General features: G+C 71.1%; 21 protein-coding genes. 13 read left to right on the plus strand and 8 right to left on the minus strand.

Going from position 1 to position 19267, the window contains the following annotated elements:
- Positions 1–553: 553 nt before the first annotated feature.
- The 4 genes from AB0J42_RS33850 to AB0J42_RS33865 all read left to right on the plus strand — a co-directional run bounded on the left by AB0J42_RS33850 (position 554) and on the right by AB0J42_RS33865 (position 4522).
- On the plus strand, positions 554–1045 hold the full coding sequence (locus AB0J42_RS33850; protein WP_364301830.1) for an OmpA family protein: 492 nt from the start codon (positions 554–556) through the stop codon (positions 1043–1045).
- Between the two features lie 27 nt (positions 1046–1072).
- Positions 1073–1480: a DUF2267 domain-containing protein gene (locus AB0J42_RS33855; protein ID WP_364301832.1), complete on the plus strand. Its 408-nt coding sequence runs from the start codon at positions 1073–1075 to the stop codon at positions 1478–1480.
- A 78-nt stretch (positions 1481–1558) separates the two neighbouring features.
- Complete coding sequence (locus AB0J42_RS33860) at positions 1559–4060, plus strand: molybdopterin-dependent oxidoreductase (RefSeq protein ID WP_364301834.1); 2502 nt, start codon at positions 1559–1561, stop codon at positions 4058–4060.
- 3 nt (positions 4061–4063) lie between these two features.
- Positions 4064–4522 (plus strand): hypothetical protein, encoded by a 459-nt coding sequence (locus AB0J42_RS33865; protein ID WP_364301836.1) that lies wholly within the window; start codon positions 4064–4066, stop codon positions 4520–4522.
- On the opposite strand, the gene AB0J42_RS33870 is transcribed toward AB0J42_RS33865, so the two are convergent.
- Entirely contained in the window at positions 4523–5644 is a 1122-nt protein-coding gene (locus AB0J42_RS33870) for a mandelate racemase/muconate lactonizing enzyme family protein (protein ID WP_364301838.1), read from the minus strand. It lies immediately after the preceding gene.
- Between the two features lie 15 nt (positions 5645–5659).
- Positions 5660–6301, minus strand: coding sequence for a methyltransferase domain-containing protein (locus AB0J42_RS33875; RefSeq protein ID WP_364301840.1), 642 nt, complete (start codon positions 6299–6301; stop codon positions 5660–5662).
- 158 nt (positions 6302–6459) lie between these two features.
- Here AB0J42_RS33875 and AB0J42_RS33880 point away from each other — a divergent pair, with 158 nt between their 5' ends.
- A complete protein-coding gene (locus AB0J42_RS33880) occupies positions 6460–7686 on the plus strand; it encodes a serine hydrolase domain-containing protein (protein WP_364301842.1) in 1227 nt (408 codons plus the stop codon).
- On the opposite strand, the gene AB0J42_RS33885 is transcribed toward AB0J42_RS33880, so the two are convergent.
- Entirely contained in the window at positions 7676–8377 is a 702-nt protein-coding gene (locus tag AB0J42_RS33885) for a Sir2 family NAD-dependent protein deacetylase (RefSeq protein ID WP_364301844.1), read from the minus strand. The genes AB0J42_RS33880 and AB0J42_RS33885 overlap by 11 nt on opposite strands.
- Before the next feature lie 147 nt (positions 8378–8524).
- Here AB0J42_RS33885 and AB0J42_RS33890 point away from each other — a divergent pair, with 147 nt between their 5' ends.
- The 6 genes from AB0J42_RS33890 to AB0J42_RS33915 all read left to right on the plus strand — a co-directional run bounded on the left by AB0J42_RS33890 (position 8525) and on the right by AB0J42_RS33915 (position 12643).
- Positions 8525–9595 (plus strand): serine hydrolase domain-containing protein, encoded by a 1071-nt coding sequence (locus AB0J42_RS33890; protein ID WP_364301846.1) that lies wholly within the window; start codon positions 8525–8527, stop codon positions 9593–9595.
- A 10-nt stretch (positions 9596–9605) separates the two neighbouring features.
- The gene (locus AB0J42_RS33895) at positions 9606–9773 is read left to right on the plus strand and encodes a hypothetical protein (RefSeq protein ID WP_364301848.1); all 168 of its coding nucleotides are present in this window, start codon (positions 9606–9608) and stop codon (positions 9771–9773) included.
- 53 nt (positions 9774–9826) lie between these two features.
- Positions 9827–10576, plus strand: coding sequence for a MerR family transcriptional regulator (locus AB0J42_RS33900; RefSeq protein WP_364301850.1), 750 nt, complete (start codon positions 9827–9829; stop codon positions 10574–10576).
- On the plus strand, positions 10573–11181 hold the full coding sequence (locus AB0J42_RS33905; protein ID WP_364301852.1) for a hypothetical protein: 609 nt from the start codon (positions 10573–10575) through the stop codon (positions 11179–11181). The genes AB0J42_RS33900 and AB0J42_RS33905 overlap by 4 nt, the downstream gene beginning before the upstream one ends.
- Positions 11182–11348: 167 nt before the next feature.
- Positions 11349–11849 (plus strand): hypothetical protein, encoded by a 501-nt coding sequence (locus AB0J42_RS33910; protein WP_364301854.1) that lies wholly within the window; start codon positions 11349–11351, stop codon positions 11847–11849.
- Positions 11850–11938: 89 nt separating this feature from the next.
- Positions 11939–12643, plus strand: a complete 705-nt coding sequence (locus AB0J42_RS33915; protein ID WP_364301856.1) for a hypothetical protein — start codon at positions 11939–11941, stop codon at positions 12641–12643.
- An 11-nt stretch (positions 12644–12654) separates the two neighbouring features.
- Here the strand turns inward: AB0J42_RS33915 and AB0J42_RS33920 are convergent, their stop codons facing one another.
- The 5 genes from AB0J42_RS33920 to AB0J42_RS33940 form a co-directional block, all read right to left on the minus strand.
- Positions 12655–12906, minus strand: coding sequence for a hypothetical protein (locus AB0J42_RS33920; protein WP_364301858.1), 252 nt, complete (start codon positions 12904–12906; stop codon positions 12655–12657).
- 9 nt (positions 12907–12915) lie between these two features.
- On the minus strand, positions 12916–15426 hold the full coding sequence (locus AB0J42_RS33925; RefSeq protein WP_364301860.1) for a glycoside hydrolase family 9 protein: 2511 nt from the start codon (positions 15424–15426) through the stop codon (positions 12916–12918).
- Positions 15427–15529: 103 nt separating this feature from the next.
- Positions 15530–16678 (minus strand): macrolide family glycosyltransferase, encoded by a 1149-nt coding sequence (locus tag AB0J42_RS33930; protein ID WP_364301862.1) that lies wholly within the window; start codon positions 16676–16678, stop codon positions 15530–15532.
- 52 nt (positions 16679–16730) lie between these two features.
- A complete protein-coding gene (locus tag AB0J42_RS33935; RefSeq protein ID WP_364301864.1) occupies positions 16731–17048 on the minus strand; it encodes a DNA-binding protein in 318 nt (105 codons plus the stop codon).
- A gap of 77 nt (positions 17049–17125) precedes the next feature.
- Complete coding sequence (locus AB0J42_RS33940; protein ID WP_364301866.1) at positions 17126–17410, minus strand: hypothetical protein; 285 nt, start codon at positions 17408–17410, stop codon at positions 17126–17128.
- A 325-nt stretch (positions 17411–17735) separates the two neighbouring features.
- On the opposite strand from AB0J42_RS33940, the gene AB0J42_RS33945 reads away from it, so the two are divergent.
- Together AB0J42_RS33945 and AB0J42_RS33950 are read left to right on the plus strand one after the other, a co-directional pair.
- On the plus strand, positions 17736–18620 hold the full coding sequence (locus AB0J42_RS33945; protein WP_364301867.1) for an alpha/beta fold hydrolase: 885 nt from the start codon (positions 17736–17738) through the stop codon (positions 18618–18620).
- A 48-nt stretch (positions 18621–18668) separates the two neighbouring features.
- Positions 18669–19238 carry a TetR/AcrR family transcriptional regulator gene (locus tag AB0J42_RS33950; RefSeq protein ID WP_364301869.1) on the plus strand — a complete coding sequence of 190 codons (570 nt, stop codon included), beginning with the start codon at positions 18669–18671 and terminating at the stop codon, positions 19236–19238.
- The last annotated feature ends 29 nt before the right edge of the window (positions 19239–19267 follow it).

Raw genomic sequence — 19267 nt, forward strand, 5'->3', positions numbered from 1 at the left:
GACCAACATCGCCGCCGCCACCGATCACTACCGCAGCCACCCAGCCGACGGCCTTCAGCTACTCGGTCTCACCATCTGAGAACGCTTCGACCCTGAGGGACGATCCAGGAGCCGCGACGGACCGTTCGCATCATCACGCTGTTCCGCCTCTGCTCGTGGGCGTCCGTAATGCCGACATTCCTAGTGAAATCTCTCGAAGGAGAGAGTAGCGGAATGGCGGGCATGATGCCGACCCCGGCTTTACCGTCGTGACAAATGGCCACCGGCATCAGTGTCTGGGCGGTGTCGGGGGCCATTGCCAGGGCCGCCGATTTGTCCGGGGATTCACTGCCTGCGTCATCCCAGCTCATGCTCCGATTGGGGGTGATCGTGGGCTGCGCCTCGTACGACATGGTCCTGCACTTGGATGGGGCGCGGCTGGAGTACCGGCCCCGATGGTGACGCGCGGCCGGGAAGGCGGACCGGCGGGGCGGACATCAGACGCCCGTACATCCGGCGGCCCTGCATCAGCCGGCCGCGCGCCTGCAACGAGCGGCGGGAATGCATCCCGTCCGTGCGGGTGTCCTCGGTCCAGATTCCCTCCGCCCACCTCACGTCGTACGTGGCCGGGAAGAGCGACGTGCTGGAAGGGGAGAACACGATCGCGTTCAGCCGCAAGGCCGACGTGCTGTTCGGCTTCGACAGCGCCGAGATCAGGCCGGCCGCCGCGGCCGAGCTGAAGCGGGTCGCCCGGGAGATCGCCGAGAAGGCGAAGGACGGCTCGGAGATCCGGGTCGACGGGCACACGGACGCCAAGGGGGACGAGACCCGCAACCGGCTCCGACGACCCGGACGGCCGGGCCAAGAACCGGCGGGTGGTCATCGGGGCAGGCACCTGAAAGGCCGGGGTGCGCGAAGCACGGGAGCCCTCCTCACGGTGGCGAGCGGAGGGCACAAGGACCGAGTACGTTCCCGCCGGGCGCCGAGCCTGAGGCGTACGAGGGAGCCCGCGAGCTTTACCGATTTCTTGTGCCGGGGGTTCTGTGGGGTCGCGGGGACCGGGTAGCCGCTTGGAGGGACAAAGGGGGAAATCATGCGACATGACGACTTTGTCGGCCAAGTACAGGCGCGGGCTCGCCTGAGCGACCGGGCGCACGCCGAGCGGGCCATCCGGGCGACCCTGGAGACCCTCGGCGAGCGGGTGCCGGAGAGCCTCGCCGACAAGCTCGCCGCCCAGCTGCCACACGAGATCGGCGAGAACCTGCGCCGCACCGAGGTGTACGGCGGCCTGGGCACCGGCGAGCGCTTCGACCGGGACGAGTTCATCCGGCGGGTGGGGGACCGGGCGGGAACCGACCCGCGCCGGGCGGTGTTCCTGGCCCGGGTGGTGCTGGAGGTCACCGACGAGGCCACCCAGGGCAGCATCATGGACAAGGTCCGTGAGAGCCTCACCGAGGACCTGCGCGAGCTCGCCCTGGCGGGCAGCGAGGGGTCGCTCTGACGGGGGCGTGTTCACGGTGCCGGTCGGGGTAGTGCCAGGGGCATTCCCCTGACCGAGCGCCGTGGAAGGGAACGCCTCATGTCCGACCGGATCGCAGACCCGTGGGGGCGCCGCACCCCCTACGGCCCGCCGTCGCTGGTCGAGCGGGCCGCCGCGTCGCTGCCGGGCCCGGTGCGCCGGGTGCTCCCCGGCGAGGCGGGGCGGCGCACCACCTGGCCCGTGCGGGTGGACACCTTCCTGGAGGAGGGCGTCACGGAGGCCGACGTGGACCACTGGGTCCGGTCGGCCTCGATCCTGCACAGCAACGGCGACGCGATGGACATCGCGGTCGCCGGCGGCCGGATCGTGGGCGTGCGCGGGCGGGCCACCGACCGGATCAACCGGGGCCGGCTCGGTCCCAAGGATCTGTACGGGTGGCAGGCCGTCCACAGCCCTGACCGGCTCACCCGGCCGTTGGTGAGGGAGAACGGCCGCCTGGTCGAGACCGGCTGGGACGAGGCGATGGGCCGGATCGTGGCCCGCTCGCGGGAGCTGCTCGACCGGCCGGGCGGCTGGGGCCGGTTCGGCTTCCACACCAGCGGCCAGCTGTTCCTGGAGGAGTACTACACGCTCGGGGTGATCGGCAAGGCCGGCATCGGCACCCCGCACATGGACGGCAACACCCGCCTGTGCACCGCGACCGCTGCGGCGGCGCTGAAGGAGAGCTTCGGCACCGACGGCCAGCCCGGCTCCTACACCGACGTGGACCACTGCGACGCGATCGCGCTCTGGGGCCACAACGTGGCCGAGACGCAGACCGTGCTCTGGATGCGGATGCTGGACCGCCGCCGGGGCCCGCGCCCGCCCGCGATGATCGCCGTCGACCCGCGCGAGACGCCCGTCGCCCGCGAGGCCGACGTGCACCTCGCAGTCCGCCCCGGCACCAACATGGCGCTGATGAACGCGCTCGTCCACCGGCTGATCGCCGAAGGCTGGTACGACCGCCGGTACGTGCGCGAGCACACCCTCGGCTTCGACGAGCTGGCCGAGGTGGTGCACGACTACCCGCCGGAGCGGGCCGCGGAGATCTGCGACGTTCCCGTACGCGACATCGAGCGCGCCGCGGAGATCATCGGCACCTGCGACCGGCTGCTCTCCACCGTCCTCCAGGGCTTCTACCAGTCCAACCAGGCCACCGCGGCGGCCTGCCAGGTGAACAACATCCACCTGCTGCGCGGCATGCTCGGCCGCCCCGGCGCGGGCCTCTACCAGATGAACGGCCAGCCGACCGCGCAGAACACCCGCGAGACCGGCGCCGACGGCGACCTGCCCGGCATGCGCAACTGGGACAACCCCGCGCACGTCGAGGAGCTGGCCCGGCTGTGGAACGTGGACCCGTCGGTCATCCCGCACTGGGCGCCGCCGACGCACGCCATGCAGATCTTCCGCTACGCCGAGCAGGGCTCGATCGAGCTGCTCTGGATCTCGGCCACCAACCCCGCCGTCTCCCTGCCGGACCTGACCCGCATCCGCAAGATCCTGGCCAGGGAGGAGCTGTTCGTCGTCGTCCAGGACCTCTTCATGACGGAGACGGCGATGCTGGCCGACGTGGTGCTGCCCGCCGCCACCTGGGGGGAGAAGACGGGCACGTTCACCTGTGTCGACCGTACGGTGCATCTGTCGGACAAGGCGGTGGAACCGCCCGGGGAGGCCCGCTCCGACCTCGACATCTTCCTGGACTACGCGCGCCGCATGGACTTCCGCGACCAGGACGGCGCGCCGCTGATCAAGTGGCACGACCCGGAGTCCGCGTACCGGGCCTGGCAGGCCTGCTCGGCGGGGCGGCCGTGCGACTACACCGGCATCACGTACGAGCTGCTGCGGGGCGGCAGCGGCGTGCAGTGGCCGCTCGGCACCGAACGGCTGTACGCGCGAGGCAGGTTCAGCACCGACCCCGGCTACTGCGAGACGTACGGGCACGACCTGGTCACCGGCGCCGCCTACGACGAGGAGAGCTACCGGGCGAAGGAGCCGCGCGGGCGGGCGTTCCTCAAGGCGGCCCCGTACGAGCCGTCGCCCGAGGTGCCGGGCGGCGCGCACCCGATGACGCTGACCACCGGCCGCACCGTCTACCACTTCCACACCCGCACCAAGACCGGCCGCGCCCCGCAGCTCGCCGCGGCGGCGCCGGAGCCGTGGGTGGAGATCAGCCCGGCCGACGCCACCAGGCTGGGCGTCGGCGAGGGCGACCTGGTCCGGGTGGAGTCGCTGCGGGGCGCGCTGGAGGCGGCGGCGCGGATCTGCGGCACGCGGGAGGGCGTGGTGTTCGTGCCCTTCCACTACGGCTACTGGGATCTGGACGCGGCCGGGCCGGGCGACGGCCCGCCGCGCGCCGCGAACGAGCTGACGATGACGAGCTGGGACCCGGTGTCCAAGCAGCCGATCTACAAGGTGGCCGCGGTCCGGGTGAGCAAGGTGGCCGAGGCGCGGGGGACGGTGTCGGCCGCGCCCACCACCGGCACCCTGCCCGCCGACCCGCGCGTCCCGGTCACCCTGGGCGGTCCCGCCGCCGAGGCCGGCGAGCGCGTCGAGGAGGAGTGAGCCATGCATCTCGCCCACTACCTGGGGCTGCTGCACCGTTCCCAGATCGAGCTGGCCGCCGCCTTCCGCGAGGTCGGGCGGATGCACCGGGACGAGCCGGACGTGTTCCACGTGTGCGAGCGGCTGGCCGTCCAGTGCGACGGGCACGCCGAGAGGCTGCGGCCGTTCGCCGAGCGCTACTCCGAGGAGGCTCCGGACGAGCCGGAACGGCTGCACTCGACGCTGTTCTCCGGCCCCCGCACCGGCGGCCTCGGGCTCCTGCGCGACCTGCACGACCTCTACCTGATGGCGGCCGAGTGCGACATCGCGTGGACGGTGGTCGGCCAGGCCGCGCAGGGCGCCAGGGACCGGGAGTTGCTGGCGGTGGTGTCGGCCTGCGAGGGCGAGACCGCCACCCAGCTGCTGTGGCTGCGCACCAGGATGAAGCAGGCCGCGCCGCAGGCGCTGGTGGTCGCCGCCTGATCAGAACTCGCGCCGCTCGGCCGTCCACTTGGCGGCCTGCTCGCTCAGCGTGAGGCCGAGCCCCGGCCGGTCGGGCACGAGCATCCGCCCGTCGCGGATCTCCAGCCGCTCCTCGAAGAGCGGCTCCAGCCACTCGAAGTGCTCGACCCAGGGCTCCTGGCCGTACGCGGCGGCCAGGTGCAGGTGGATCTCCATGGCGAAGTGCGGCGCGAGCTGCACCCGGTGGTGCTCGGCGAGCGCGGCCAGCCGCAGGAACGGGGTGATGCCGCCGATCCGCGGCGCGTCGGGCTGCAGGATGTCGGCGCCGCCCGCGCGCAGCAGTTCGGCGTGCTCGGCGACGCTGGTCAGCATCTCGCCGGTGGCCACGGGCGTGTCGAGTGCGGCGGCCAGCGCGGCGTGCCCGGCGTGGTCGTGCGCGTCGAGCGGCTCCTCGATCCACACCAGGCCGAACTCCTCCAGCGCCCGCCCCATCCGGGCGGCGGCCGGGCGGTCCCACTGCTGGTTGGCGTCGACCATCAGCGGCACGTCCGGGCCCAGCCGCTCGCGGGCCGCCCGCACCCGGGCCAGGTCGGCGCGGCCGTCGGGCTGGCCCACCTTGAGCTTGACGCCGCCGATGCCGCGCGCCAGCGCCGCCTCCGCGTTCTCCAGCACCTGCTCGATCGGCGTGTGCAGGAATCCGCCCGAGGTGTTGTAGCAGCGCACCGAGTCGCGGTGCGCGCCCAGCAGCTTGGCCAGCGGCAGCCCGGCCCGGCGGGCCTTCAGGTCCCACAGCGCGATGTCGAAGGCGGCGATGGCCTGGACCGACAGCCCGCCCCGGCCCACCGACGCGCCCGCCCACACCAGCTTCTCCCACAGCCTGGGGATGTCGTTGGCGTCCTCGCCGATCAGGTCGGGGGCGAGCTCGCAGGCGTGCGCGTACTGGCCGGGGCCGCCCGCCCGCTTGGAGTAGCAGAACCCCATCCCCTCCAGGCCGCCCTCCGTGGTGACCTCGGCGAACAGGAAGGCGACCTCGGTCATCGGCCGCTGCCGCCCGGTGAGCACCTTGGCGTCGCTGACCGGCGTGTCGAGCGGCAGGTAGACGGACGACAGGCGGACCCGGGCGATGCGGTCGAGGGGATTCATGAGTTGATCTTACGATTAGTCGGGTTTGCGGGCTCGTACGTAATACAGGTACGGCGGCAGGTCGCCCGCGCCCTCCACGCGGAAACCCGCGTCGGGGATGAGCGTGCCGAGCACCTCGTGCGCGTCGTGGTGGGCGGCGCGCGGCGCCACCAGCGACACGAACGCGCGCAGCAGCGGCTGCGCCGGCGGCCGGAACTCGGCGACGACGAGCCTGCCGCCCGGCCGCAGCACCCGGAACATCTCCCCGATCGCCGCCGGGCGCGCGTCGGCGGGGATGTGGTGGACGGCGAGGCTGGACACCACCGCGTCGAACGACGCGTCGGGGAACGGCAGCGCCTGGCCCTCGGCCACCTGGTAGTCGCAGTTGCCCGGAGCGCGCCGCCGGGCGTACTCGATCATCTCGGCGGACGGGTCGACGCCCGTCACCTGCCCCTTCGGGCCGACGACGGGCGCGATCACCCGGGTCAGGTAGCCCGTGCCGCAGCCCACGTCCAGGAACCGGTCGCCGGGCCGCGGCCGGGCCTGGATCGCGAGCCGGGTGAACGCCTCCCGCCGCGCCCCCAGGAACCCGATGGCCGAGGTCACCTCGTAGGCGCGCGGGTGGTGGATGACGCCGGCGGCGCCGTGGCGGTCGTGCAGGAGTTCGTGGAAACCCATGACCAGCATCATCGCCGGATGCCCCCACCTGGGCAACGACCTTTGTCATAGGTGCGGCATGACAGCTGTCATGCCCAGCCCGTGACTGAGCCGACTGTTCCGGCGTCCTGTGATCGAGGAGGCTCGTGCGTACAAGACGCCGAGATCGGAGGTATCAGATGTCGATCACCAAGCGTTTAGTCGCGGGGGTGGGCGCGCTGCTCGTCGCCGGGACCCTCGCCGCGCCCGCCCAGGCCGCCGTCCCCGACCGGCGGGCGCTCCAGGACTCGCTGGACGCCGTGCACCAGGCGGGGATGTACGGGCTGTACTCGGCGGTCAGCGACGGGCGCGACACCTGGAAGGGCGCGGCCGGCGTGGCCGACGTGCGGAACCGGCGGCCGGTCAAGCCCCACATGGTGCACCGGGTGGGCAGCATCACCAAGACGTTCACCGCGGTCGCGGTGCTCCAGCAAGTCGAGCGCGGCAAGGTCGACCTGGACGCGCCCGTGAGCCGCTACCTGCCGGACCTGATCTCCGACGACGACATCACCGTGCGGATGCTGCTCAACCACACCAGCCACCTCGCCGACTACATCCCCGGCGCCTTCCCCTCACTGCTCGAAGGCTCCCTGGCCGACCTGGACAACCACCGCTTCCGCCGCATCGAACCCGAGGAACTGGTGCGGCTCGGCCTCGCGTTCCCGCGCACGGGTGAGCCCGGGGCGACGCCCGGCTCGTACTCCAACACCAACTACGTCCTGGCCGGCCTGGTGCTCGAGAAGGTCACCGGCATGGACGCCGAGCGGTACATCACCCACCACGTGATCAAGAAGGCCGGGCTGCGGCACACCTCGTTCCCGCGCTCGCCGCAGATCCCCGGGCCGAGCTCCGGCGCGTACGAGTCCTTCTACGGGCTGTTCGACCCGCCGCGCGACTACGCGGTCTACGACATGTCGTGGCTGACCACGGCCGGGGCCGTCGTGTCGACCATGGACGACCTGAACCGCTTCTACCGCCGGCTGCTCCAGGGCGAGCTCCTCGGCGGCGCGCAGCTCGCCGAGATGCAGCGGACGGTGCCCGTGTACGTCGGGGCCGGCCCCATCGAGTACGGGCTCGGCATCTACGCGCTCGACCTGCCCTGCGGCCGCTTCTGGGGCCACGACGGCGCGGTCTGGGGCATGCTCACCCAGTCGCTGTCGAGCCCCGACGGCACCCGGCAGATCTCCGTGGGCCTGAACCGCGCCAAGTATCAGACCTTCGACGAGAACGGCATGCCCGTCCCGCACGAGATCGACCTCGCCTTCGGCAACCACCTGCTGCTGGCGCTCTGCGGGCCCGCCCAGGCCAGGACGCTGTCGACGCCCATCACCCCCTTCCCGGCGGACGGACTCCAGGTCAAGCCATGAGCCGCGCCACCAGCCGGGGCACCGCCTCGCCGATCGGATCCCTGATCACCTCGGCGGCCAGCTCGTCGTACGGGGTCGGCTCGGCGTTCACGATGATCAGCCGTGCGCCGTTCCGCTCGGCCAGCGCCGCGAGCGAGGCGGCGGGCATCACCTGCAGCGACGTGCCGACGGCGACGAACACCTCGGCCCGCTCGGCGGCCTCGGCCGCCTCGGCGATCACGTCCTGAGACAGGTTCTCGCCGAACATGACCGTGGTCGTCTTCAGGATCCCGCCGCACGCCAGGCAGGCGGGATCCTGCTCGCCGGCGTCGATCCGGGCCAGCGCCTCCTCCAGCGAGGACCGGGCGCCGCAGCCGAGACAGAGCACGCCGAACATGTTCCCGTGCAGCTCCAGCACCCGCTCCGGATCGGAGCCCGCCTTCAGGTGCAGGCCGTCGACGTTCTGCGTGATCAGCCGGTCGAGCCGCCCGGCCCGCTCCAGCTCCACCAGCGCCCGGTGCGCGGCGTTCGGCTCGGCGTCGCGCGCGGGGCTGGCGCGGCGGTACTCCCAGGACCGGCGCCGGATGTCGGGATCGGCCAGGTAATAGTCGATCGTGACGAGCTTCTCGTGGTCGGGGTCGCGGCGCCACACGCCGCCCGGGCCGCGGTAGTCGGGAATCCCGGACTCGGTGGAGATGCCGGCCCCGGTCATGACGGTAATCTTCACACTCCATTGTCTCGCCCCGCGCCGATGGTAGGGATAACCCCCGTACGAGAGCGGTGCCAGCGTTACTGATCTTGGCCGCGTACCCCGGCAGAGTCGGTGGTGTCGAGATCACCACTGACAAGGGAAACGCTCATGTCTCGCAAGATGATCGCCGTCGCCGCCGCGGGCGCGATGGCGCTGGCTCCGGTCGCCCCCGCCTTCGCCGCCACCGGGCTGCAGGACCGGGTGGATCGGCTGACCGGCGCGGACGGGTTCGCCGGCGCCGTGGCGCAGGTGGACGACCGCCGCACCGTGAAGTCCGGGACGGCGGAGCTCGGCACCGACCGGCCGATGCCCGGGGCGGACGGCCGGCTCCGGGTCGCCAGCATGTCCAAGCCGGTCGTCGCCGTGACCGTGATGCGCCTGGCCGAGCAGGGGAAGGTACGGCTCGGCGCGCCCGTGGAGACCTACCTGCCCCGCGCCATCAGGGGCAAGGCCGACGGCCGGAAGATCAAGGTCCGCGACCTGCTGCGGCACACCAGCGGGCTCGCCGACTTCACCCAGGCCGTCGACTGGTCGAACCCCGACCAGGACTTCCTGAAGCTCGCGCTCCGGTTGAAGCCCACCCCGTACGGGAAGTTCGCCTACTCCAACACCAACTACCTCGTCCTCGGCATGATCATCGACTCGGTCGCCGGGGACTTCCGGCGGGCCAGCCGGGACCTGGTGCTCAAGCCCCTGGGGATGCGCCACACGTACTGGCCGAAGCCCGGCGAGCAGGGCATCCGCGGCCAGCACGCGCACATGTACGGCGTCCACCCCGCCGCCCCCGAGGCCGGAGTCGTCGACACGACCCGGATGCCCGGCTACCTGCTCGGGGCCAGCGGCGGCCTGGTCTCCACGCCGAAGGACCTCAACCGGTTCTGGCAAGGGGTGTTCGGCGGCCGGCTGCTGTCCGCCAAGAGCCTGCGCGCCATGACCTCCGCCCCCGTCGCGGTACGCCAGGAAGGCTGGCCGTCCCAGGCCCGCTACGGGCACGGCATGACCCGGCTCCGGCTCGCCTGCGGCACCGTCTGGATGCACGAAGGCGACCTGCCGGGCATCTCGGTCATGAGCGGCCGGAGCGCCGCCGGCCGCCAGGCCACCGTCTACGTCACCGGCTCGGCCACCGGCAAGGGCCGGGACCACCTGAGGGACGCCTTCGAAACCGCCGTCTGCCGGTAGCTTGGGCCGCATGGTGCAGAGCAAGGCGTCGACGGTGGACGCGTACCTGGAAGAGGTGCCGGAGGCCCGCCGGGAGGCGCTGACCCGGCTGCGCTTCAAGAAGCCCGGCCAGATCGACTTCGACCTCGTCCGCGCCCTCCTCCGCACCACGGCCACCACCCCCGGGACGCCCTGTTAGCGGCGGCGATAACCGGTTGACCTTGACGTAGCGTCAACGTGTCTGATGGAGGCATGCGGATCGGAGAACTGGCCGCGCTCGTCGGGGTGACCACCCGGACCGTGCGGCACTACCACCATCTCGGGCTGCTTCCCGAACCCGAACGGACGGCGGGCGGCTACCGGGAGTACCGGCTGCGCGACGCGGTGCTGCTCGCCCGGGTGCGCCGGCTGGCCGAGCTGGGGCTGTCGCTGGACGAGGTCCGTGACGTGCTCGCCGACGACCGCGGGAAAGATCTGCGGGAGGTGCTGGAGGAGCTGGACGCCGACCTGGCCCGGCAGCAGGAGGCCATCGCGGCGCGGCGGGCCCGGCTGGCGGTGCTGCTGGAGGCTGACGAGCTGCGGCCGGATTCGGCGGTCTCACCGGACATGGCCGTGGTGCTGCGCGACCTGGCTCTGGAGGGGTCGAGGCTCGCCGAGATGGACCGCGAGATGCTCTCCCTCATGGAGGCGTCCGCGGATCCCGAGCACCGCGACGAGATCGTGGCGATGCTGCGGCCGCTCGCCGAGCCCGGGATGCGCGACAAGGGCCACGAGCTCTACCGGCGGCTGGACGAGCTGGCCGACGCCGAGCCGGGCGATCCGCGGGTCCGGGAGCTGGCCGCCGACATGGCCGCGCACATGCCGGACGAGCTCGTACGCGGGATGCTCGAGAACCTGCCGCCGTCGGGCGGGCCGTGGCTCGACGCCATGCTCGGCGAGGTGACGCCCGCGCAGGGCGAGGTGTTCCGGCTGATGGTCGAGTTCGTGCGGGAGCGGGCATGAGGGTGCTGCGCAGGATCGCGGGGTTCGACGTCGCGGGCATGGTGAGTCTCGCGCTGTGGGTGACCCGCCGCAGGCACGGGGTGCCGCCCGGCGCGCTGGCGGTGTCCTACTCCAGGGCCCAGTCGGCGACGATGGTCCTCCTCCTGGTCATCATGGCGGTGGAGGTCGTGGTGGTCGAGGTGCTGCTGCGCGCCTACGACGTGTCCGCCGCGATCCGGGTGCCGATCCTGTTCATCGACCTGTACGGGCTGCTCGTCGGGTTCGCGGTGGTGGCCGCCTGCGTCACCCGGCCGCACGTGGTCACCGGACGCGAGCTGCGGATCCGGTACGGGGCCTTCTTCGATCTGCGCATCCCCCGCGAGCTCATCGCGTCGGTGCGTACGGTGCGCTCCTTCAACGAGTCGGGCATGATCGCGGTCGACGGCGAGCGGCTGACCGTGGTGGTGGCCTCGCAGGTGAACGTGGTGGTGGAGCTGTCGGAGCCGGTCACCGCGGTCCGCCCGCTGGGCGCCGAGGTGCGGGTCTCGGCCGTGCGGTTCTTCGCCGACGAGCCGGGCCCGCTGGTGGCGGCGCTGCGCTCCGCCGAGAATGGTCTCGTCCGATGACGAGGTACCGATACGTACGATCTACGGCTGCCATATGAGATTGAAGCAGTCATTTACCCGCCACTGAAACTTATCGCCCGGAATGCCGTTGGTGTCTCGCATAGAGTCGTGATCGATCAATCGCGGCACATAACGCGAAAATTCGGCTCTCCAAGGGTGGAATTAACTTGTTCAATCGTAAGAGCAGCTCTTTTGCCGCCATCCGCCTGCTGGCAGTGGCCGCATCCCTGGCGGTGACCGCCGCAATTCCGGGCTCGGCGATGGCGAGCGCCGTCACCGCCGAACCGGCCCGCAGCCAGCAGAACGCGGACCCGACGGTGGACTCGGCGGTCATCCGTTCTCTCCCGGAATCGCCCCTGGTGTTCAACGTATCGGCCAACGGCGGGGTGCCCTGGATCAGGGACCCCCGCAGCTCGCCCGCCTGGCAGAACCTGAGAAGGGTCCCCGGCAGCGGCGGCGGCCAGGTGCTCGCCATCACCGTGGCGGAGGACTCCCGCCTGAATTACACTCCCGACCCCACGACCACCACCGCCGTGCGCGTCACCGCACGAACGCCGATCGGAATCTACTTCACCGTCTGTCGCCTCGGGAACCTGCAGAACCTGAGCATTCCTCTTCCGACGACCGGAGATCTGCCGTGCACTCCCTGGTCGCTTGTGAGCGGCTGAGCACCACCTCATTCTCCGGCGTCCGGAATTTCAGGAGACATACGATGAAAAAGCTATTCGTGGCACCGGCCATGTCCGTACTTACTCTCATGGCGACAAACGCACTGCCGGCCGCGGCGGTCGAGTCGGGCACTTACTACCAGGAAGAATGGGGCGTCATCGGACGCAACACCCTGGGTGCGTCGACGGCCGTCCTCCGCCTCGGCCCCTGGGGCCGCGACCCCGCCGGCAACCCGGCGGCCACCGTGCCGCCGCCCTACGGCACCGGCAGCCTCGGGATCGTCGTCAGCAGCGGCGACGACAAGATCGCGTTCGGCACCGAGGAGGAGTACGCGGGGGTCCCGCTCAACAGCATTTCGACCCTCAAGTACTGGATCTTCGAGGGCGTCGACCCGCCGCTGGTGAACGCGCCGCCGAGCATCGCCCTGGAGGTCGATCCGAACCTCGACCCCGCCATCAACTACACGAGCCTGGTCTATGTGCCCAGCCAGTCCGTGGCCCCGTCGGCGCCGCCCGCCCGGCAGGCCAACACCTGGCAGCAGTACGACGCCGGCGCGGAGGGCGGAAAGTGGTACGCGACCAACGGCGCGACGGCCACCGCCACCGGGTGCACCCAGGCCAGCCCCTGCACGTTCAGCGCACTCAAGGCGGCGCTGCCGGACGCGGTGATCACCCTCAGCCTGGCGATCAGCAAGGGCCGGGACAATCCCTTCGTCGGTGCCGTCGACGGGCTGCAGGTCAACAACGCCCTCTACGACTTCGAGCCGCTCGGAGTGCGTAAGTTCACCCTGTGAGGGCGTGCCGCCTAGGCGTCGGCGAAGGTGATGACGAGGTAGCGGCCGTTGGCGTAGCTGACCACCGGCCGCCTCAACTGCTCGCCTACCCGGCGAGCGACCTCTTGGAAGATCTCCACCAGCTCCGGGGTATCGGCGCTGACCCGGAACCGCCCGGTGGCGGTGAGCTGTTCGGCGACGAGAGGGACGAAGTTCGCTTCGGCTCTCGCCCTCTCGTCGCCGTCGAGCGGGGTACGTCGGACCTCGGGCCTGCTGTGGGACATGCGACGAGGTTAGCGGCAGCGCTCCCCGTTCAGGTAGAACACCTCCGGCGCCGGGTTCGGCCCGGCCGGCGTGGTGCCGGTGAAGCCGAAGGTGATCGCGTGCCGGGGCTTCACCCGCTTACCGCTCGCGGTCACGACCGGACCGTCCTGCGTGACCGTCGCGCCCCGGGCGTTCTGGACGCGCTGCGCACCCGGGAACCACCAGCGCAGCTCCCAGTCGTCCAGCGACTTCGGGCCGTGGTTGCGCACGGTGACCTGAGCGGTGAAGTGCCGGCCGCCGCCCGCCGTGTAGCGGACGTCGCAGTGGGTGTGCCCGGACCGGTCGGCCAGGAACGCGGAGATCCAGGCCAGCGGGGCGTTCCAGTTGATGGTCAGCTCGTTCGTGGCCCACGACTCGATGTGGTCGATGTAGCAGAACTGCGGCTTGCAGCCCTGGAGCAGCCGCTGCGCGACCGGGTCCTGGATGGCCGAGTTCGGCCCGCCGGACAGGGTGCCGCGCGGCGGGTTGGGCAGCGAGGGGTCGAGCTGCCGGGCGTACCAGCGGCTGTGCTGGTTCTGCGACGACACCTCGCCGTAGCCCGTCACGTACGACTGGTTGAGCGCGTTCCGGCCGAGGATGTAGTCCATGCCCTCACGCACGCCCTCGCGGTACTTCTCCTTGCCGGTCAGGTCGTAGGCGACGGCCATGACCACCATGTTGTTGAGCACCAGGTTGTTCGAGCCCCAGTCGAAGTCCGGCGGGTTGTACGGCAGCCCGTACGGGTGCTTGCGCTGGGTGGCCAGGTACTTCTCCGCGCCCTCCACGACCGAGCGGCGCACCCGGGCGCGGTCCGGGATGGCGTTCGGCACGGTGGCCAGCTGCAGGCGGCCGAGCTGGGCGGTGTTGCCCCAGTCGAAGCCGCGCTCGCGCCAGATGTCGCCGGTGTGGTGCGGCGAGGACTGCACGAACCGGGCGAACTCCTTCTCGCCGGTGGTGATGAACAGCTCGGCCGCCGCCCAGTAGAACTCGTCGCTCACGTCGGCGTCGTTGTAGGCGCCGCCGCCCACGCCGTCGTTCGGGTCGGCCAGCAGGTCCGGGTTGGCCAGCGCCGCGGCCCACGCCTTGCGGGCCGCCGCCAGGTTGCGGGCGGCGAACGCGGCGTCGTACGGAGCGAACACGCGCGCTGCCTGGGCGGCGGTCGCGGCGAGGTTCAGCGTGGCGGCGGTGGACGGCGGGTGCAGCTCACGCGGCTGCGGGTCCAGGTGCGGCAGCAGCGGCAGCCCGGTCCACTGGGCGTCGTGGATCTTGTGGTGCGCCATGCCGGCCAGCCGCTCGCCGTCCGGGACCTGCATGCTCAGCAGGAACTCCTGCTCCCAGCGGGCCTCGTCCAGCACGTCGGGGACGCCGTTGCCGCTCTCGGGGATGTTCAGCTGGCCGTCCTTGGAAGCGGCCTTGTCTCGCTCGTACAGGCTCATGAGCTGGTGCACCGAGATGCCGCCGTTGACCACGTACTTACCGTGATCACCCGCGTCGTACCAGCCGCCGCGGACGTCGAGCGAGTAGTCGCAGACGCCCGGCTGGCAGGGGACGCTGATGTCGCCCTGGTTCGGCGCCACGCCGACGTGACCGGCGGGGCGGCCGTAGCCGGGCCGCAGGTCGTCGCGGATCTCGATGCCGCTGCGCTGGGTGTAGTAGAACTTCAGCGCGTCCGTCCGCATCTCGTCGTAGAGGTCCTCGGCGATGTCGAACGGGCGGCTGGTCTCGCCGTCGACGGTCAGCGTGAAGCCGGTGCCCGGCTTGCGGTACTTGCCGAAGTCGATGCTGTGCACGCGCTCGCCGGAGCTCTCGTCCAGGCCGCGCGGGGTGCTCTTGCCGTGCGCGACGGTACGGCCGGACGCGTCCTTCAGCTCCCACTTGAGCGCGCGGGGGGCGTCGGTGACCACGGTCGCGTTCTTGGGGCCGGACGGCAGGTAGCCGACCATGTTGACGCGGACGCGGGGGCCGGTGTCCGGCTCGTACTGCTCGGGCTCCGCGCCGCCCCGCAGCGACACGTCGTCCATGCAGAACCTCCAGGGCTCGGCGCTGCCGCCAATCTGGAAGGCGACCTGGGCGTCCGGCAGCGATACGGGGGCGGTGAAGGTGAACTCGTGGACGTCGCCCGCCGCGCTCAGCTCCGGCGCGGCCGACAGGTACTGCGTCCAGGGGTCGACCGGGAGCTGCACCAGCGCCCGGACGACCTGGGTCTCGCTCGCCGAGCCGTAGAACGAGAACGCGTACGTCTCGCCCTCGACCAGCGGCAGGTTGTCCTGGCCGATGATGACGTCCCACGGGTTGGCGGTGTCGCCGGGGACGTCGGCGCAGAGGCGGCCGTCCTCGACGCCGAGCGTGAGGTTGGGGGTGCCCCACCAGGGGGCGGTGCCGTCGTCGAAGGTGCCGTTGACGATCTGTTCCGGGCCCTCGTCGGCGGCGTGCGCGGGGGCGGCCGGGGCGAGGGCGAAGGCGGTCAGTAAGGCGAGTGCCGCGGACAGGCGTCGTGTCATGGGGATCCTCTGGGGGATTTTGGGAGCGCTCCCAGGATCTTCTGGCCGCCACCGCCGCCCCGTCAACGGGCCGGGCCATCGCCCCTGGTGGGCGATGAAACTTTCACACCCGGGTTAGTTCAGCCTCGATCAGCTCGACCGCCCGCGCCGTCCCGCCCTCCGCCCGCAACCTCTTCAGCCGCTCGGCCACCTCCGGGTCGGTGGTCAGCTCGACCAGGGCGGTCCTGAGCGTCTCCGCCGTCGCTTCGGCCGTGTCGATCCGGCGGGCCACCCCCAGCTCCACCAGCCGGTCCGCGTTCATGAACTGGTCGGCCGCCTGCGGCACCGCGATCATCGGCACCCCCGCCAGCAGCCCCTCACCGCAGCCGCCCATCCCCGCGTGCGTGACGAACGCGTCCGCCCGCTCCAGGATCGCCTGCTGCGGCACCCAGGAATGGACCTCCACATTGCCCGGGATCGGGCCCAGCTCGGCCGGGGCGACACGCTTGCCGATCTGCAGCACCACATGCCAGCCGGGCAGCCCGCCGAACGCGGCCAGGCACCGCCGGTAGAACTCCGGCTGCCGCGTGTACGCCGAGCCCAGCGAGATCAGCAGCACCTTCTCCGCCCCCGCCGGCCGCTCCCACGACCCGGTGGGCTTCTTGCACGGGCCCACGAACGACACCTTGTCGTCCACCCGGTCGGCGTTCGGCTGCATCGCCCTCGGAATCAGCGCCAGGCAGCGGGCCGGGCGGCCGGAGAATTCGTCCATGTCGGTCGTGGTCGCGCCGTTGCCCGCCAGCCACCCGGCGAACCGCGCCCGGTAGTCGTCCGCGCCCGGCAACTCCCAGAGCGGCGCCGCCACCTCCTCGTCGTACCCGTCCCAGCCGACCATCGAGGGGGAGAGCTGCACGATCGGCCTTCTCTGCCGTTCGGCCAGGGCCCGCGCCGCATAGGCGCCGATGTCGTACAGGTAGAGATCGGCGGGCTCCTCCCCGTACACGGCCTCCAGCTGCGGGAGCAGCCGGATGTTGTCCTCCAGGAAGATCCGCATGGCCGCGATCGGGTCGTCCGGCCAGTCGTGATCGGCGACGGGCAGCGTGGACGTGTACGGCACCAGCTCGGCGCCTGTCTCCCTGATCACCTCGGCCACCGCCGGGTCGTTGGCGTAGGTCACCCGATGCCCGCGCGCCACCAGCGCCCTGATGACCTCCAGGCTGGGCAGGACGTGGCTGATCGCCGGGATGCCGACCATCGCGATGTGGGCGCTCATACGGCCGATCCTACGGACGACACCGTGGCGCTCGCCCGCTTCGTACCCAGCGTCAAAGCTCGATGAGCCGGACGCGGCCGCCGCAGAGTTTGGTCATATCGTCCAGGTCCGACGTGAGCATGGCGACAGGGAGCGGCTGGCGCAGGGCCATCTCGGCCACCGCCGCGTCGATCGCGTACTTGTGCCCGTGCAGCCCGGTGTTCAGCAGCAGGGCGGAGGCGGCCTTGGCCTCCTTGTCGCCGACCGGCGAGATGCGCAGACCGGAGAGCAGCCAGGCCAGCCGCGCCTTATCGGTGCGCCGGTGGGTGGCCTCGATGATGGTCAGCGCGTTGACCACGACCTCCATGCCGCGCCGACGAGCCTCGGCCACAAACGCGACCGTGGGCTCGTGATCCTCGGCAAGCCTGGACAGGCCCTCACAGTCGAGGACGAGCGTGCCCGCGTGGGTCAGCCGGCGGCGGGCCACTGGTCTTCTGCAGCGAAGATCTCGTCGAACACCTGCCTGGCCCGCTCCTGCGCCTGCTCGGAGATCGGCCCTCGGCGGCGCTCGTAGTCGGCCAGGTAGTCGTCCAGAATCTGGCCGCGCAGTTCGCGCTCGACCGCGGCTGCGACGAAGGCGGAGAACTCGCGCCTGCCCACGCGCGCGCGGATGGCCGACGCGGTGCCTTCAGGCAGGGAAAGGCTGACCCTGGCGGCCGGGCCTTCGCCGATGCCGTACGGTGTCTCGTCCATAGTGCGAGATTATCAAACGAGTAGGAAACCGTCCGGGCCCTTGGATTAGCTTTCTCGTCATCCCCGCGATGACGGGGCACTCGCCTGGCTATAGCCCTTCCCCTTCAGCGCACCGGAACTGAGACCCGACGTCGTAGGAGCGCAACAGAAGAGTGACGGTGCGTAATCAAATCGGTACGGCACCGGCCGCGAGCCTGCCGGAGGGTGAGGTGCGTCCCCGGCGCGTCTGGGATTGTCCGGCGTCCGGAATGTCGGTGAAAGCGGCAGCTCCCGAGGCCGTCACTAGTTAGGGTACAGGTGTATCCATTCGAGAGATGAGATCGCCATGCGCGTGCCTGACCGGCCGTCCGCCTTCACCAGCGACTCTGCCCGCGACAAGTACCACGCCGCCTATGACCGGTTACTCGGCGAGTTGTGGCCGGTGCCGATCGATGCCTTCGACGTAGAGACTCGCGCCGGCAGCGTGCGGATCCACCGGGCCGGGCCCGCGACGGGGGATCCCATAGTCCTCGTGGCCGGCGCCGGAGGGAACGCCCTGGCCTGGTACCGCTACGTCGAGCCGCTGGCGCGCACGCGTCCCGTCCTCGTCGTCGACCCGCTCGGCGAGCCCGGCCGCTCGGTCCAGAGGAAGCCGCTCGCGTCCGGTGCCGACGTCGGCGGCTGGCTCACCGACGCCCTGGCCGCGGTCGGCGCCGAGCGCGCACACCTGGCGGGCTTCTCCGCCGGCGCCTGGGCCGCAGTGGAACAGCAGCTCGGCGGGGGCGGCAGAGTCGCGGCGCTGACGCTGGTGGATCCGGGCGGGTTCGCGCCGATCGGCTGGCGTTTCATCCGATGGGCCACGCTCGGTGCTGCCGCCTCCATGCTTCCTCGTACGTTGCGACACCGTCTCGCGGGCACCGTGGGCAACGGCGTGCTGCGCGAGGACGCGCTGGTGGAGCTGATGCGGCTCGGCTTCTCCTACCGTCGGCGTGTGCCCATTCCGCCTGTTTACACCGATGAGCAGATACGCAACCTGTTCGTGCCCGTACAGGTGCTCTTGGGCGCTCACAGCGCGCTGCTGGACGCACAGGCAGTGGCCACGCGGCTGGCCGACATCGCGCCGGAATGGCGAGTGGAAATCGTGCCCGGCACCGGACATTCGCTGCCCGTCGAGGCTCCGGACTTGATCGTCGAGCGGATCCTTGACTTTCCAACCGGGCGACACAGCTAGGAAACCGGCATGCCCAGACAAGTAGATCATGAAGCGCGGCGGCGCCAGTTGACCGAGGCGCTGCTGCGTATCGCCGGCACCCGCGGTTTGCAGGCGGTGTCGATGCGTGAGATCGCCGCCGAGGCCGGGGTCTCACTGCGCGTCGTCCAGTACTACTTCACGAACAAGCAGGCGCTGCTCGAGTCCGGCCTCACCGAGTTGGGCGCCCGTATCGACCGCCGGCTCAAGGAACGGGTCACCGCTGCGGCGGGTGAGCTGACACCGCGAGACGTGTTCGCCGCTGTCCTCCGTACGATCCTGCCCTTCGACGAGCAGAGCCGCCTGGACTCCATGGCCTGGACCGCGTACTACACCGTCGCCCTCACCGACCCGGCGCTCGCGGCGGTCGGGCTCACTCTGCCCAACGCGCTGGAGAACGTCCTCACGGCCAGGTTGACCGCCGCACAGCAGGCCGGGCACATCACCCCCGATCGTGACCCGCGTACCGAAGTCGCCGGTCTTCTGGCCCTCGCGAACGGCCTGACCTCCAGCGTCCTCAGCCGCCAGCGCAGCTATGAGGACGCCGTCAAGATCATCCACTACCACCTGGACCGTCTGTTCGGACCGGCAGCAGTTTGACCTCCCGCCTCGACGACTACTGGACCTTC

This window comes from Nonomuraea sp. NPDC049649 (assembly GCF_040675175.1).
In the GTDB taxonomy this organism is placed as follows: Bacteria; Actinomycetota; Actinomycetes; order Streptosporangiales; family Streptosporangiaceae; genus Nonomuraea.

Coding starts and splice junctions, on each gene's coding strand:
- AB0J42_RS33905 (WP_364301852.1), top strand. CDS start 10,573: ATGAGGGTGCTGCGCAGGATCGCGGGGTTCGACGTCGCGGGCATGGTG.
- AB0J42_RS33915 (WP_364301856.1), top strand. CDS start 11,939: ATGGCGACAAACGCACTGCCGGCCGCGGCGGTCGAGTCGGGCACTTAC.
- AB0J42_RS33870 (WP_364301838.1), bottom strand. CDS start 5,644: ATGAATCCCCTCGACCGCATCGCCCGGGTCCGCCTGTCGTCCGTCTAC.
- AB0J42_RS33895 (WP_364301848.1), top strand. CDS start 9,606: ATGGTGCAGAGCAAGGCGTCGACGGTGGACGCGTACCTGGAAGAGGTG.
- AB0J42_RS33875 (WP_364301840.1), bottom strand. CDS start 6,301: ATGGGTTTCCACGAACTCCTGCACGACCGCCACGGCGCCGCCGGCGTC.
- AB0J42_RS33900 (WP_364301850.1), top strand. CDS start 9,827: ATGCGGATCGGAGAACTGGCCGCGCTCGTCGGGGTGACCACCCGGACC.
- AB0J42_RS33940 (WP_364301866.1), bottom strand. CDS start 17,410: ATGGACGAGACACCGTACGGCATCGGCGAAGGCCCGGCCGCCAGGGTC.
- AB0J42_RS33855 (WP_364301832.1), top strand. CDS start 1,073: ATGCGACATGACGACTTTGTCGGCCAAGTACAGGCGCGGGCTCGCCTG.
- AB0J42_RS33890 (WP_364301846.1), top strand. CDS start 8,525: ATGTCTCGCAAGATGATCGCCGTCGCCGCCGCGGGCGCGATGGCGCTG.
- AB0J42_RS33860 (WP_364301834.1), top strand. CDS start 1,559: ATGTCCGACCGGATCGCAGACCCGTGGGGGCGCCGCACCCCCTACGGC.
- AB0J42_RS33930 (WP_364301862.1), bottom strand. CDS start 16,678: ATGAGCGCCCACATCGCGATGGTCGGCATCCCGGCGATCAGCCACGTC.
- AB0J42_RS33885 (WP_364301844.1), bottom strand. CDS start 8,377: ATGACCGGGGCCGGCATCTCCACCGAGTCCGGGATTCCCGACTACCGC.
- AB0J42_RS33920 (WP_364301858.1), bottom strand. CDS start 12,906: ATGTCCCACAGCAGGCCCGAGGTCCGACGTACCCCGCTCGACGGCGAC.
- AB0J42_RS33945 (WP_364301867.1), top strand. CDS start 17,736: ATGCGCGTGCCTGACCGGCCGTCCGCCTTCACCAGCGACTCTGCCCGC.
- AB0J42_RS33880 (WP_364301842.1), top strand. CDS start 6,460: ATGTCGATCACCAAGCGTTTAGTCGCGGGGGTGGGCGCGCTGCTCGTC.
- AB0J42_RS33925 (WP_364301860.1), bottom strand. CDS start 15,426: ATGACACGACGCCTGTCCGCGGCACTCGCCTTACTGACCGCCTTCGCC.
- AB0J42_RS33865 (WP_364301836.1), top strand. CDS start 4,064: ATGCATCTCGCCCACTACCTGGGGCTGCTGCACCGTTCCCAGATCGAG.